Annotated in this window: 11 protein-coding genes and 1 pseudogene; all 12 read left to right on the top strand. The window is 43.8% G+C overall.

Translation table 11 applies throughout. The features are described from left to right. Positions 1–201: pseudogene (locus ACFQZR_RS12725) on the top strand (MFS transporter); the annotation flags it as partial. A gap of 264 nt (positions 202–465) precedes the next feature. Further along, the gene (locus ACFQZR_RS12730; RefSeq protein WP_379346324.1) at positions 466–1,158 is read left to right on the top strand and encodes a M24 family metallopeptidase; all 693 of its coding nucleotides are present in this window, start codon (positions 466–468) and stop codon (positions 1,156–1,158) included. An 83-nt stretch (positions 1,159–1,241) separates the two neighbouring features. Next, on the top strand, positions 1,242–2,027 hold the full coding sequence (locus ACFQZR_RS12735) for a class I SAM-dependent DNA methyltransferase (protein WP_379346326.1): 786 nt from the start codon (positions 1,242–1,244) through the stop codon (positions 2,025–2,027). 23 nt (positions 2,028–2,050) lie between these two features. Next, positions 2,051–2,497: a VOC family protein gene (locus ACFQZR_RS12740; protein ID WP_379348824.1), complete on the top strand. Its 447-nt coding sequence runs from the start codon at positions 2,051–2,053 to the stop codon at positions 2,495–2,497. Positions 2,498–2,682: 185 nt separating this feature from the next. Next, complete coding sequence (locus ACFQZR_RS12745; protein WP_379346328.1) at positions 2,683–3,483, top strand: phytanoyl-CoA dioxygenase family protein; 801 nt, start codon at positions 2,683–2,685, stop codon at positions 3,481–3,483. Further along, positions 3,477–4,490, top strand: a complete 1,014-nt coding sequence (locus ACFQZR_RS12750) for a LacI family DNA-binding transcriptional regulator (RefSeq protein ID WP_379346330.1) — start codon at positions 3,477–3,479, stop codon at positions 4,488–4,490. The genes ACFQZR_RS12745 and ACFQZR_RS12750 overlap by 7 nt, the downstream gene beginning before the upstream one ends. A 57-nt stretch (positions 4,491–4,547) precedes the next feature. Then, positions 4,548–6,878 carry a helix-turn-helix domain-containing protein gene (locus tag ACFQZR_RS12755; RefSeq protein ID WP_379346332.1) on the top strand — a complete coding sequence of 777 codons (2,331 nt, stop codon included), beginning with the start codon at positions 4,548–4,550 and terminating at the stop codon, positions 6,876–6,878. 257 nt (positions 6,879–7,135) lie between these two features. Then, positions 7,136–8,056, top strand: coding sequence for an ABC transporter permease (locus ACFQZR_RS12760; protein ID WP_379346334.1), 921 nt, complete (start codon positions 7,136–7,138; stop codon positions 8,054–8,056). 3 nt (positions 8,057–8,059) lie between these two features. Next, positions 8,060–8,956: a carbohydrate ABC transporter permease gene (locus ACFQZR_RS12765; protein WP_379346336.1), complete on the top strand. Its 897-nt coding sequence runs from the start codon at positions 8,060–8,062 to the stop codon at positions 8,954–8,956. Positions 8,957–9,040: 84 nt separating this feature from the next. Further along, the gene (locus ACFQZR_RS12770) at positions 9,041–10,645 is read left to right on the top strand and encodes an extracellular solute-binding protein (RefSeq protein ID WP_379346338.1); all 1,605 of its coding nucleotides are present in this window, start codon (positions 9,041–9,043) and stop codon (positions 10,643–10,645) included. Positions 10,646–10,727: 82 nt separating this feature from the next. Then, a complete protein-coding gene (locus tag ACFQZR_RS12775; protein ID WP_379346341.1) occupies positions 10,728–14,060 on the top strand; it encodes a sugar-binding protein in 3,333 nt (1,110 codons plus the stop codon). After that, positions 14,057–15,802 (top strand): hypothetical protein, encoded by a 1,746-nt coding sequence (locus tag ACFQZR_RS12780; RefSeq protein WP_379346343.1) that lies wholly within the window; start codon positions 14,057–14,059, stop codon positions 15,800–15,802. Before ACFQZR_RS12775 ends, ACFQZR_RS12780 begins: the two co-directional genes overlap by 4 nt. Positions 15,803–15,818: the final 16 nt, after the last annotated feature.

Here is a 15,818-nt window from a genome sequence, read left to right on the forward strand (position 1 = left end):
CGGGTGAATGGGGTTCTGAATCCGATGTTCGTTGGCATGATGGTCGTTTCGATGTCTTTCGCTGGCGCGTTAAAGGACACCTTTTCGCTGAGTACGATCTATAGCGGAGCAGGATTATTATTTCTTATTGGCTCACTGGTCATGGTGCCGATCATGAACCAAAAAGCGCCAGATAATGCACTTACTGCGCAAGAGTCATAATGTCACAATATTTATAAGGTTTTAATGTAGAAGAGCCGGCCATGTAAAAAGTAGTCGATTCTTCTACATTCTTCGTGGTTAACTTCCAGCTTAATTGTTTTTGAAGCCGCGGAAATCGCGGTCTTTTTATTATATCGGTACATATTCTTGTTAAACTGCTGTGTCAAGAATGTTTACCGATTGTCAAAAAGAACAAAGAATGAGCCGATTATTGGAAGAGATACACTAAACACAATTCAAATACATAATGAGGAGAGAGGTATAATGGATTCGTTTTTGGAAAAGCGGCATTTGTCATTACGAGAAGCTGAACGGAAAGCGGAAGAACTATTCAAAACCATCGAAGAAAAAGGTATTTTGCGGAAAGGTGTAACAGAAAAACAGATCAATCGTGAGATCTATGATCTAGCATTCCAGATGTATGGCATTAAGAAGTATTGGCACAAACGTATTGTTCGAGCTGGGAAAAATACGTTGTATCCTTATCGAGAGAATCCTCCTGATTTAATGGTTCGTGAAGATGATATTATTTTTCTTGATTTTGGTCCGATCTTTGATGACTGGGAAGCTGATTTTGGCAGGACATTTGTGCTAGGTGAAGATCCAATCAAGATAAAGCTTTGTAATGATATCGCCCTAGCTTGGGCGGAGGGTAAGCAATATTTTGAATCTCATCCTAACATGACGGGGAGCGAACTATTCTCGTTCGTCTCTGCACTTGCCCGAAAATATGGTTGGGAATATGGAGGACCGCACGCGGGACATCTTATTGGTGAATTTCCTCACGAACAAATTCAAGGAGAAGAAGTGGAAAATTACATTCATCCCGACAACCATATTCCCATGAATGCGTCAGATCAAAACGGGTGCCCTCGAGACTGGATTCTGGAGATCCATTTCGTTGATAGGGAACTCGAAATCGGGGGATTCATGGAACAGTTACTTACGGTCGATTAGAAGTCCAAATGCGATAATTCAGAGCTGGTACGTAGGTTTGATACGCTAATAATAATTATATCTAATTCGAGAGGTGATTCGAATTGAATGATTCAGTATTAAAGTTCTATGATGAACTGGCGGAAGACTATCATCTGATATTTGTGGATTGGAATCAAGCGATTTCATCGCAAGCGGAGGTTCTTGACAGAGTCATACAATCAAAGCTGCCTGTTGCTACTACGCAAAACATTTCACTATTGGATTGTTCGTGTGGCATAGGTACACAAGCAATCGGATTGGCGAAATACGGGTATAACGTAAGCGCGACTGACATAAGTCCTGTTTCCGTTAAAAGAGCAGAAAAAGAAGCAGTAACTCACGGCGTTAATATAAACTTTGGCGTGGCAGATTTTCGCTCGTTGGATAAAGATGTATCGGGTTTATTTGATATCGTCCTGTCGGCGGATAATGCTATACCTCATCTCCTTACAGATGGAGATTTAACTAAAGCTTTTCAAAATATTCAGGTAAAGCTTAATCCGAATGGCTTGTTGATCGTTACGATAAGAGACTACGATGCATTGGTACAAGAAAAGCTAACAATCACACAGCCGCGTGTTTTCGACGAGGGTAAACGGATCGTTTTTCAAGTGTGGGATTGGGCGGATGACGGTAAAACCTACACGATAAACCATTATATTATGCAGGAAGTTAACGGGAAATGGGTAACAAAACATAATAAAACGGAGTACAGGGCACTGTTGCGGGAAGATATTAATAAAGTGTTAGGTGAAACTGGTTTTACGGATATCGAGTGGCATCTCCCCGCGAATACAGGCTATTACCAACCTATTGTGACAGCTCGGAAGAATGTAGAACAACAATGAGCGCCCGACGGCCACCAGATCAAATGTCCAATGGCTCAAAATTTGCTTACAAAACATCGTGGATTTGCGACCATCAGTTATGGGCGGATGATATGGAAGTGGCAAAGGCGTGGTACGCGGACCTGCTGGGCAGTGCACCATACTTCGAACGCTCAGGACCAGATGGTCAACTCGTCTATGCCGAGTTTCGCTTAGGAGACTATCAGCACGAACTGGGTCTGATCGATCGCCGTTTTGCGCCTGCAAGCGCATCGGCTGCCCCCGGTGGTGCCATCATGTACTGGCATGTTGATGATATAGAAGCCACACTTAACAAATTGAAGGCCATGGGAGCTGAAGAGTATGAATCGCTCGTACATCGTGGGGAGGGATCCATCACGGCTTCTGTTACGGATCCATTTGGGAACGTTCTGGGTATTATGTACAATGCTCATGATTTGGAGATGCTACAGTCCAGAATTCAGGGGTGACTGCTTACCCTTTTTTAAAGATTATACTTTAGGCCTACACGAGCATAAATTGTGACTCTTGTAGGCTTTTTTTATTTGCAGTCTAATATGTTGACAGGACAAGCATTGGCAAAATATAGTAATTTTAAATCAAATTTACACGAGTAAATTTTTCTAAAAATCATTTGAATCAGGAGGAATGCAAATTGACAACGATTAAATCAATTAATTCTGAATGGATCCAGAAGTTTAATGACGAGGGTTATCTGTTGCTTAAAGGTGTATTGAGCGAAGATAAAGTAAGACGGTTAAATGCTGCTGTAGATGGAATATTGGATGAAGAACCTGAATCACTTTCTTACAATGTTTATAACAGTGTAGAACGTCATGACGAAATTGCCTCATTAATCGATGAACCTTCGGTGCTGCCTCTTATCGTTCAATTGCTCGGATATAATATTCAATTGCATATCTCTCACCTGACCGTTCGGAAGCCTAATCCTGGGGATGTTCAGACAGCGACGAATAGCTTCATTAACTGGCATCAAGACGGACCGCATCCTCAGTTTCCAAAGATCGGAGGACTTACAGCGACCTACTATATTAAAGTCTGCTATATCCTGAGCGATATGTCTGAACCGAACCGTGGCAATACGAAGATTATCCCGAGCTCGCATAATCGTGTGTACCAACCTGAATCGGACAATGTGAGGGAAACACTGTCGGATGAAATTCAGATTTGCGGAGATCCAGGAGATGTATTTATTTTTCCACAGAACTTATGGCATTCGGGTGCACCGAACCATTCATCAGAAACCAGACGTCAATTGTTTCTCGGATATAGCCCCATTTGGATGCGTCCAATCGATTACAAGGTTGCTTCAGAACGTCTGCTGAAGGATGCGAGCCCTATTCGCAAGCAGCTGCTAGGTAGCATTAGTGATAATCCGTTTAACTATTATGTACCTGACGACTCGATGGTGCCATTGAAAGAATGGTCATGGTAACTAGACAGGAAGTAGCAAATCGTGCCGGTGTATCCGTAGCCGTTGTCTCCTATGTGCTCAACGGTCGTAAAATCGTGAAGGAAGAAACCAAGCGCAGAGTACAAGAAGCGATTCGGGAGTTGGGCTATCGCCCAAACCAGACAGCGCGGAGCCTGAAGACGAAGAAATCACAGCAAATTGCCGTGCTGATTCATTATATCGGCAATCCGTTCGAGGCAGGCTTGTTGCTTCACATCGAAGCGACTGCCAAGCAGCATGGATATTTTGTATTCGTGCAGACGTACGATCCGAACCGGGAAGAAGAGTTGCGAGGGTTACTCATGGGCCGGGTAGACGGGGTTCTACTCCTAGGCCCATGCTTTAGCCGAGAGACATTTGAATATTTCAATTCGCTCGAGATACCTATTGTATCCGTTATGCAGCCTTCAACCTGGGGGGAAAGGAACAATGTTCCTTATGTTGACATTGAATGGCTGCCTGTGATGAGGAACCTTATCTCTCATTTACGACAGCAAGGGCATGAACGAATCGCCTTTATGTCTCAAGGGGGACAAAACCTTCATTACGCCGTTCGATATCACGCTTTTTGCGAAGTGATGCGGCTCGGAGGTCTAGATACTAATGCAGCTGTATCCAGATATCTGGATGGCTCAGGTCGATTCGAACAGGCGCAAGAGGTGCTTGGTAGATTACTTGACTGTGAAGAGGGGGTCCATCCAGACTTCACAGCGATCATATGCGCCAACGATTTAATGGCTGCAGGATGTCTAGCTGCATGTCGTGAACGAAATATCCGGGTACCTCATGATATGGCCATTGCGGGCTGCGAGAATATCTTGATGTCTTCGCAATGTTCACCACCGCTAACCGTTATCGACTATCCCCGTCAGCTAGCAGGAGAAGCAGCGATGAATATGTTGCTTGACCGAATGAATGGCATCGAAGCAGATCCAATTCTTCTTACCGGTAACCTTATCGTCAGAGGATCAACCCATTTGAATGAATGAAAGGGGAATTCTAGCATATCTATTAAATAGATGATTGATACTGACGGAGGTATATCGATGATGAAGTTCAGCCTATCGACGAAAGTGATGTTGATCTATGGGACCGTTTTCTTAGTGATCATCACGCTGACCTTCGGGTTATCTTACACAGGAACGGTAGGTAAGCTAGGAAATGATTTGAATGATACGAACCTTGCGTTATTGAAACAAGTGGACCAAAAGATTGAAGTGGCTTTTCGTCAGACGGAGAAAGATCTGCTAACGCTAATGAATGATCTCGAGTTCGTTTATTTTATGTACGATAGTTATATGGATGATGGCCAAAAGTATAGCAATTTTTATGGATTAAACACAAAGCTGAAAGATTTCATTAATACGAATCCCCAGTTCTCATCTATTTTTGTATATTCAGCGGTAAGCGGTCACCTGTTGACAGATAAAGCTTATATGAAGGATACATCATTGGTTCATAATTGGTTGGGTGATTATTTAGATATGCCCGTTTATTTTAAGTGGTTAACAACGCATCAGATATCGGACGGTAACGCGAATAAAGACGTGATTACGTTGGTGAGATCCTATCCGACGATCAGTAGTCCCGAGTATCGCAAGGGAATGGTAGCTGTCAATATCAATGAAAAGGTCATCTATGATATGGTGAATGCGGTATACGAAGATCGTAAAATTGGCCATATGTTCATTATCGATAGCGACGGAAATATCGTAACCCACGATGATAAGACGCAAATCTACCATAATATCAAAGAACTTCCTCATCTCAAAAGTATACTTTCCAGAAAAGGAAGCGGCACCTTTACCGGTGAGCTGGATGGTGTTCGTCAATCGATATTCTACCGTGATTCTAATTATACAGGGTGGAAACTAATCAGTATTGTGCCGGAGTCACAAATCTATGAACCGCTCAGGGTGACGCGCAATCTGCTCATCGTATTAGCTGTAAGTATGATTATTCTTGCACTGATCGTACTCTTCTACGTGAGTCGTTGGACCTTTAAACCGCTTCATCAATTGATTGGTAAAATTTCAGGAACCTATCATTTCACCCATACACAGGAACGAAGGGATGCTGGACTTACCTATCTAGAAAGCGTATTTGATCAGCTATTGCAGGATCGGGAACATCTAGAGCAACACGTCAGGGACTCGAAGCCGGTCATGAAGTGGAGAATGATGATGGACATGCTTGTCGGCTATCGAACGGATTATTTGGCCGTCCTACACCACTTGGAGTTCGTAGGCGTTCATTTATTTCCAGAAAGATTTCTTGTCTGTACGGCAGAGATCAGCAAAGAGGGGATGGACTTCAGAGCGAAGGATGAAACGCTGTACACGTATGTATTCTGTAATGTGGCAGAGGAATTGATCAATATCGAGAACGCAGGCATGGCGATTGATGTAGGAGGAGGGCGTGCAGCAGTCATCTTCAGTTTTGCTGAAGGGAATGCGGAGCAGAATCATATGCGTGCGCTTGCGATCATGGAGCTGATCCTTGATAAGATGAAGAAGCAATTCGATCTGGTCGTGACAGTCGGCGTAGGTCGAGGTTATCGTGAGATGCAAGATATTCCCAAGTCGTATGACGAATCACAAAAGGCACTTCATTACAAAATCGTATTCGGGGGGCACGCTGTCATCTCGATTGAAGACCTGCAGCCCCTGGATAGTCAAGATTATTATCGACTCACTCGTATGGCGGATCGAATTACGGATGCACTGAAACTCACCGATTCGGTGAAGTTAAAAGCGTATGTCGAAGAAACTTTTCGTGAGGCAATGGATCGAAATTTATCCCCTGATCTGATACGTCAGCTTTCTTTTGATCTCATCGTCAAGTCGGTGCAGTCTGTTAGTTCCACTGGGATCGACCTGAATGAATCCATGAGCCAACTGGAGAGCATGTATGAGCGGATCAACCGTAGCGGGCACTTGAAAGAGATGGAAAGATTGGTTTTCCTATTTCTAGAGGAGATATCTTCCAAGATCAAAGCCAAGCGAAGCCAAAGAGGCAGTAACGATACCATTGAACGCATCCTCATCTATATCGGAGACCATTTCCAAGAGAATGATCTTTCTTTGGACAGGCTTGCTCAAGAATTCCATTTGAGTTCGACCTATATTAGTAAACAATTTAAGGAATACACGGAAAGCAACTTTATTGATTATCTCATTGGAATACGAATGAATGCTTCCCAACAACACTTAGCGGGTACGGATATGAAAGTAAACGAGATTGCTGAAGCCGTTGGTTATCAGAATACGCGCAGCTTCATTCGGATTTTTAAAAAATATACAGGTATGACCCCATTAGAGTACCGATCCCAGATACAGATGGAGAATTTGAATGAATTGAGCCTTGAATGCGATTGAACTTATAAGACATGTATAGGACATAATCCTTTTTCATGTGAGGGATTAACTTGTACATGTTTTTTGATTTCTTAGGGAATGACGGATAAACCGCGTCATTATAGGGTTTTTCAGACCATATCACAAAAAATGAACCCAGTATAAGAATGGTGACTGTCCATTTTGCAAGAATAGTGATCGTGTTCAGAACGTGTCTATTTCCAATCATTCGATCTCACGGTAGGATCGATTTAGCCACAAACGAAAGGATGAACCAGATGGAGGATCAACGTTCCACTTTCCGTATTCGATTCCTACGCGATCGACACTTGTACCTGATGCTGCTGCCTGTGATCTTGTTTTATCTCCTATTCAAATATGCTCCAATGATCGGCGAGGTAATCGCGTTTAAAGATTATCGCTTGGGAGATGGAATATTCGGGAGCAAATGGGTGGGATTTAAACATTTCGAGAGTTTATTCGGAAGTATTGATTTCTGGCGAGTTCTACGGAATACGTTGGTACTGAATGTATACAGTCTTGTCTTTGGCTTTCCGGTACCGATTGTATTGGCTCTTCTACTTAATGAAGTTCGTAAAGAATGGTACAAGAGGACCGTACAGAACTTGCTCTATTTACCCCATTTTATATCATGGGTCGTCTTGGGAGGCATTTTCATCGCGCTCCTTTCCCCGAGTACAGGTGTTGTTAACACGGTCCTTGAGCATGTATTCGGTATGGAACCGATTTACTTTATGGCAGATTCCAGATGGTGGCCTGTTGCATACACGTTGTCCGGAATTTGGCGTGAAGCTGGCTGGGGTACCATTCTCTATTTAGCAGCTATGGCTTCGATTGATCCTCAGCTCTACGAGGCAGCTAAGATGGATGGAGCGAGTAAACTCCGCCAGATTTGGCATATTACGCTTCCAGGAATTCGAAGTACGGTTGCCATCCTTCTCGTTCTACGAATGGGCAGTATGCTCGATGTCGGATTGGAGCAGACACTCATCTTACAGAATCAGTCCGTATTGGATGTGGCCGATGTGATCAGTACTTACGTCTATCGAGTCGGTCTGCAAAATATGAATTATAGCTATACGACCGCATTAGGCTTGTTCCAATCCCTAATTAGCTTAATTCTGGTCGTCGGTGTCAATCGGTTAACCCGAGCGTTCGGGGAAAGGGGGCTCTGGTAACCCATGAGTATTCGGAATAACATCCAATCTGTCTGGTCTCGTGTAGGGACAACTGCTAATTATACCATGCTGGGTATCTTTTCACTCGCAGCCTTATATCCGTTGTGGTATGTCATCGTGTCTTCATTTAGCAGTAGTAGGGCGATAACGGCAGGTGAAGTATCTTTGTGGCCCGTTGAGTTTAACACACGAGCGTATCTACGATTATTTGATGATGGTCAACTCTTCGTCTCGATGGGGAATACGATCGTCGTAACCCTTGTAGGGACGCTGTTGAATATGGTATTAACGACATTAGCAGCTTATCCGTTATCCAGAAAAAGGCTTAAAGGTCGTAATTACCTACTTATGTTTATCATATTCACCATGTTGTTCACATCAGGTGTCATCCCCAATTTTATACTCGTGAAATCACTTGGACTCATGAATTCTTATTGGTCCTTATGGTTGCCGGCACTCCTCAGTACCTATAATATGTTCGTCATGAAAAGTTTTATGGAAGGTTTACCCGAAGAAATAGAGGAATCAGCTGCGATTGACGGAGCGGGAGACTGGCGGATTCTGGTACAGATTATTTTGCCATTATGTAAACCCATTATGGCTGCGCTTTCCTTGTTTTATGCCGTAAGTTGGTGGAATTCCTATTTCAACGTGTTGCTATATATTACGAAGAGTAGCCTGCAGACATTAACCCTTAAGCTCTATCAGATGATTCTACAAGTGAATCAGAGTCTTTTGAATAGTGGCTCTGGAAGTGAAGGAGTCGATCAAGTCATGCTAACACCGGAAGGGATCAAAGCCGCGGCAATCGTAATTGCGGTTACTCCGATTCTCATTGTGTATCCGATTTTGCAGAAGCATTTTGTCAAAGGTGTGTTAATCGGTTCTGTGAAAGGATGATATCATCGGAACCTAGGTTCCTGATATATTTCGTAAGGACTAAGACTTGATAAGGGGATGAGAAGATTGAGAATGTCGAAGCGTATGTGGAAATCGGTTCTAGTGGTGAGCTTATGTGTCATGGTGTTGGCAGCATGTAGTAGTAATACAACGTCAGTGAAACCTTCGGAATCACCTGAAAAAACGACTCCCGCAGCTACAACGGTAGATACGAAGTCAGCAGAAACGAAGAAAGAAATCAGTATTTCAGCCTTTGATCGAGGGAGTGTGCCTACGGAAGAAGGAAGCTATGAGAGTAATCGTTGGACCAAATGGATTGATGAGAATTCGCCAGCTACTGTGAAATGGATCCCGGTTGATCGCGGGCAAGCACAACAGAAACTAAGTACACTTATTGCATCCGGAAGCGCACCCGATCTGATCTGGGAATACGATCGGAATTATATCGCTCAATTGGCAAATCAGGGTGCGATCCAGCCCATTGATAGTTATATCGAACAATATAGTACGACCTTGAAGAAATATTTAGAGGAGCACCCTCAGTTAAAATCAGCGATGACGATTAATGGGAAAATGTATGCGGTTACAAGTGAACGAAGTATTGAATCGATTGCCAATAATGGCATGTGGATTCGGCAGGATTGGCTGGATAAGCTGCAATTGAAAGCACCAACAACGGTGGAAGAATTGATCGAGGTAGCTAAGAAGTTCAAAGACGAAGATCCGGATGGCAATGGTCAAAAGGATACAGTACCTATCGTATTTAACGGTAATGCGGTCCAAATTATGCGTGCGTTCTTCTTCACGAATGAGAACCAATGGTACTTGGAAGATGGCCAAATGAAATACGGCAGAACGTTGGATCGTTTTACGGATTCACTTGCATTCCAGAAATCATTATTTGACCAAGGACTGATTGATAAAGAGTATATCACGGATAGTAACTTCCAACGTGCGCGTCAACTATGGACGACGGGTAAGGCAGGGATCTATTTCGGGAATTGGAGTATGGATAATGAAATGCGTGATCTTAAGGCGAATGTTCCTGACGCGAAGTTCACTCCGCTAGAGTCTGTAGCCAGTAAATATGGCAAAAATGGTCTATATCAAGAATTACCTTCCAACGTGTTGGTCGCATTCAATAGCAGCATGGATAAGGATCGAATTGAAACGGCGGTTAAATTCCTGGATTGGATGTTGGAAAAGGGCTGGATGTCTATGAAGTTCGGTGAAGAGAATGTCCATTATAAGCTGGTGGATGGTAAAGTTCCGCAAAGGCTGGATTCAGACAAATATCGTCAGGAAGTAGCCTATGCGAACGAATATGCTATTCTTAGTCAATGGAATACCAAGCCGGAATGGATTCCTATCATGGCGGCACAAGATGCTCTCTCTCAAGAAATTGCTCTTGCTAAATCTAAGGCATTAGAAGTAGCACTTAAGAATGAATATCGTAGAGATATCGCGTTTAGTCCGGACCTTCCTGAAGTGAGTCAACTGATTGCTACGTTTGCCCCGATTGCAACACAAATTGAAGTCAAGGTCGTGACAGGCGGAAATGCATTAAGTCCTGAAGAAGGAATGAAGCAGGTTCGCGAGGAATGGAAACGCCTTGGTGGTGAGAATGTAGAGAAGCTAGCGCAAGAATGGTATGAGAAAAATAAAGAATTTTTACATGTGAAAAAGTAATCTTAAGCGAGGATGGATTCTAAGGATAAGGCTGGAATCCATCCTCCATCACAAGACTTCTTATACCAAAGGAGTGATATACATGATTAGATGGAAGCATATTCTTTCCAGTTCAACGGTGTTTATTCTCCTATTTTCCTTATCCTTTGCCTCTTTCCAAATGAGAACCCCCGAATCTACAACCTATGCAGATGATAATTCCCCTGAATTGACAGTAGGTGATTTCGAAAGTAATGACGAATCTTGGGATTTCTTGATCGGTAGTGGGGGTGCGCTTGGCAACGGTGAATTCAGTCGAGATTCTGCGAATTTTCACACGGGGAGTTCCTCGGGAAAGCTGCAACTAGACTTCAGCAGCAAATCAACGTATACGAACAGCTATGTTTCTTTAGAAAAGTACTTATTTAAACGTGTTCTTCCTACGAACGCGCTGGAACTTAGTTTTTGGGTGAAGACAGCGGATATGGCGAAGTTCGATATAATATTGGTCGACAATTCGAATCAGAATCATCAACAAACGATTATATTAGATCCAACAACAGAGTGGCAAAAAGTGACGGTAAGCTCCTTCACTTCGGGGATCAATTATACAAAGTGGGGCGGAAGTAACGATGGCGAGTGGCATGGCCCGTTAAAGAAAATGTATTACAAACTGACCAAAGCATCGATGAAATCAGGGAAAACGATAGGCTCGATTTGGCTTGATGATATTCGAGTGAAGGTCGAAACCCCTGATCTGGCGATTGCCCAGGTGCAAGTTGGAAATGTCTTTGCAGGTAATCATTTAGCGGCTTTTGACATCCTCACCACAGGTAATGTTATTCATTGGAGTACGATTAATGCTTGGGGAGAACCGATATCTTCGGGAACCGTTCCAGTCACCGGAAGCAAACTACGGCTAGACCTACCCATGCCTGTAGAGGGATATTATAGATTGAAGGTAGAAGCGTATCAAGCGGAAACCTTAGTCAAGACTACAGAAACGACATTTGCCATTCTTCCTGATTTCGATCTATCTGGTGTGACGAAGTCTCCATTTGGCATTCAAACCCATTACGGTATTAACTGGAATAAAGAATCCATTCCGCTCCTTAAATATGCTGGCACCAAAAACGTACGAGACTCCTTTTATTGGTCAGAAGTAGAAGTCAATAAAGGACAATACACGTTTACTCCGAAGTTCACCCTTCCGATGCAATCTTTCAAAGAGTTCAATATTGATCCATTCCTCGTCTTCGCGTTCAGTAATAAATATTATGATGAAGGCAAAACACCCTATACAGATGAAGCGCATACCGCCTATGCGAACTATGTAAAGGCCATGCTTGGGAAGTTCGGCAATCAGATAAAGTCGGGAGAACTATGGAATGAGTTCAACTTGCCCTATTTCGGTGGAAATGGTCCTGCAGCCTCAAGAGCGGATATCTACTTCAATCTGCTGAAGAAAGGGTATGAAGCATCGAAATCGATTCGTCCAGATCTGAACGTCGTTGGTGGAGCGACAGCAGGAATTCCTGCAGACTGGCTGAAAGACGTATTTGAGCTCGGTGGTCTGGATTATATGGATTCGCTTTCTGTCCATCCCTACCGCTATCCGCAAACACCCGAAGGGTTGATCGAAGAGATTGACAGCTTGAATCAGCTTGTGCGCGATCATAATAACGGTAAGACCATCCCTCTGTGGTTCTCGGAGGTTGGTTGGCCAACGCATTTGAACCCAACGGGTGTGGATGAAAATACACAGGCTGCTTATTTGATCCGTACCTATGTGCTGAGTATCGCTGCTGGTGTAGAGAAAGTATTTTGGTACAACTTGATGGATAGTGGAACGGATAAGCTTAACAATGAACATAATTTCGGAATCATCCATAATACGGGTGATGCGCTTGGATCCTATACCCCTAAACCGGCCTATGTTGCTCTTGCTACACTTACAAGACAGCTATCGGATGCGAATGCTGTAAGTCAAGATGTAACGGATGGACTATATCATTATGTTTTCGACAAAAATAACGATCGCATTCATGTCTTATGGTCCTTGGACAAAAAAGATGTCACCTTGAATACACTAGTTCCGCTTACGGTGACGGATATGATGGGGAGGAAGACTACCTATACACCGGTACAGGGGAAAATATACCTAACATTGACGGGAGAGCCCCTGTTTGTTCAAGGAGACATGGGCAGCATTATTCAAAGCAGTCCGTTATCCCTGACTAGCACGTTCTCATTTGCGAATGACCCCGTGACGGTTACGCTGCATGTCAATGACCTCGGGCAAGAAGGAGAACTTACCGCTCAGGTGAATTTTCAAGGTATAACGAAAGAAATTTCCATCCATGCACCCGGAGATTACAGCGCTCAGTTTCCGGGGGTTGAACAGATTGGCAGTAAAATGGCGACCGCAACGGTTCGATCCACGAATGGAGTGTTCGCAGGGTTATCTGGTACCACACAGATTCAACAGGCCGAGAAAGTATCTTCGAAGCATGTGGTGAAGAATGGTGCGGATGTGATGGAAATAACGTTTGTGAATGAACGACCTACAAAACGTCATTTGAAACGGATCGATTGGAGCATTGGGTCATCTACGGGTTCTAAAGCTTATAACGCTGTTATCCCTGGTAATACCGTCCATACAATCGACTTCCCGTTGTCGGGTATTACAGAGGGAACACTGCAATCCTATCAATTTAAACTGTATATGAAAGATGGGGCGGTATTGCAAAGTGATGGGAGTGTCAAGCTTGTTCCACCTGAATCTAGAGTTCCACTGGTATATCGAACGGTTCGCTCTTTAGATGATCTACAGGATGTGGCGGGAATTGATCTCATCACAGACGTTCATTCGAGAATAGGCTCCTATAACGGTCCCGAGGATCTCAGTGGCACGGTGTGGGCTACGTATGATAATGATCATCTGTACATGACAGCGAGTGTACATGACGATGTGTATTCACAGACGAAGCAAGGTGGAGAAATCTGGTCAGGGGATAGCATTCAATTCGCTGTATCTGCTGGGATGCCGGGAGAGAATTTGCAGTGGTATGAGTATGGCATGGCATTGACATCGCAAGGACCCGAGCTCTATCGGTGGATGGCCCCGCAGGGCGTTGAGCCGGGATCTATTGTGAATCCTAACCTGCAAGTAACGAGAGACGAGGCGGCAAAGAATACGATATACCAGCTAGCACTCCCATGGAGTGACTTGGCGCCAATTGTTCCGAGTGATGGGATCCTGAGTCTGTCGATTGTCGTCAATGAGAACGATGGGAATGGTCGTAAAGGATATGTGGAGTGGGGGAGTGGTATTGGTGCAAGTAAGCAGTCCTCGTTATTCAAACCCATTCAATTACAGAATACGAATACGAATATTATTGTTCCTTGTAAAGTGAAGGAGAGGAGTCAAGAATGAGCCTGTATAGACAATCTATCGATCATAAAGAGTTTTTATTGCGAAAAGTCATTTCACAAGAAAAGGACTACGATCCTCTGGTTCATATGCTGCTTCGACCCTTGCACACGCCAGGATATCATACGACATTAACCTCCGATGACTATCCACTCGTTCATCCGACACATCCATCGTTGTTATATGCCGTGGGTTTGTTAAATACGGGATCTCCTGAATATGTGCAGAGGGCTTGTGATATCATTCAGTGCGTTCTTACGCTGCAAGATCGCGACCCAGACCGAGATACCTACGGCATATGGCCCTGGTTCTATGAAGAGCCGCTTACACAAATGTCTCCACCTGACTGGAACTGGGCTGACTTTTGTGGGAAAGAGCTTGTGCTTGCATCCTTGCTTCACGGTCATCGGCTGCCTGAAGACCTGAGAGAGCAGATCCGTGAAGGAATAAGCTGTGCTTGTGATGCCATCATGAAACGGGATATGGGACCCCACTATACGAATATTTCGATCATGGGGGCATTTGTGACATTGATCGCCGGAGAACTGTATGGTAGGCAGGACTATGAGGATTATGCATTACAGCGATTAGAAAAGTTGAAGAAATATACAGAACGTCTAAGGACCTTCCAGGAATTTAACAGTCCACATTATTCTGTCATCGCCATCGTCGAGTTGTCCAAAATCTATACGTATTCCATGAACCCACGAGCTAAGGAAATAGCGAATGACCTGTTAGACATCGGTTGGCACATGGTAGCAGAACATTATCACCCTAATTCCCAGCAATGGGCAGGTCCGCATAGCCGTAGTTATAGTACACTTCTGAACAATAAAATAAAATCATTCTTACAAATCACTACGGATAATAGGTTGCATTTCTTCTCCGATGATGATCTAGAATATGATGCGGAGTGGTATGGCAGTGGTTGCCGATGTCCGGATGCTTACTTGAATCTGTTCATGAGCAGCGCAAATACGAAGGTACTTGAGCAGCCCTACTATCGTAATGAAGATACGGGATTTGTGAAATGGGCAAAAACGAGGATGACACCGCGTTATACGATCGGGTTTTTCAAAAATGAAATCATGTGGAATCAAACACGAGGACTCGTCGCTTATTTCGAGAATAACGGGGCAGCTACGTATTTGCAGATGCGCTGCTTACATGAAGGTTATGATTATTGTTCGGGGGTACTTAACGTTGCGGAGGAAGAGGGCCATCTTCTACTTGGTGTACGATTTCTGACGAATGGTGGAGATACACATCCGGGTTTGGATCGTATTGAGGGTTGTATAGAGGCATCGGATTTCCGGCTTCGGATGGAATTCGGAGGTTGTTTAGATGGTGTACGCATTGTAGCGGAAGGGGCGAGAGCAGAAGTAGAGATCAACGGATTACCATTACGAGTTGATAACGTATATGCTGCTTTCGACGAACTTTTGGCTATGGATAGCGGCGGCGAGCAACGAGGCTGGAATTGGGAAGTGACAGCACTGGAACAACGTATTGGGTTAGATTTCGTTATATATTCGGGGGGGCGAAGAACAATAGACTTCCATGCGTTAAATCGAGCAGCTTTTTTATTCTCATTAGCGATTGGAGAAGTGGTAGAGAATTTGCCAGATATATCGGTCATCGAAGAAGCCGGTTTTGTCACAGCACGAGTTGAAACAAATCGGTGGAATCGTTTACCACATGAGATATCTATCGCAGTTAAACCGAATGATATCCATCCCGTCTAAAAAATCTAGGCATGAT

It is taken from the genome of Paenibacillus sp. GCM10027629, from assembly GCF_042676425.1.
In the GTDB taxonomy this organism is placed as follows: domain Bacteria; phylum Bacillota; class Bacilli; order Paenibacillales; family Paenibacillaceae; genus Paenibacillus_K; species Paenibacillus_K terrigena.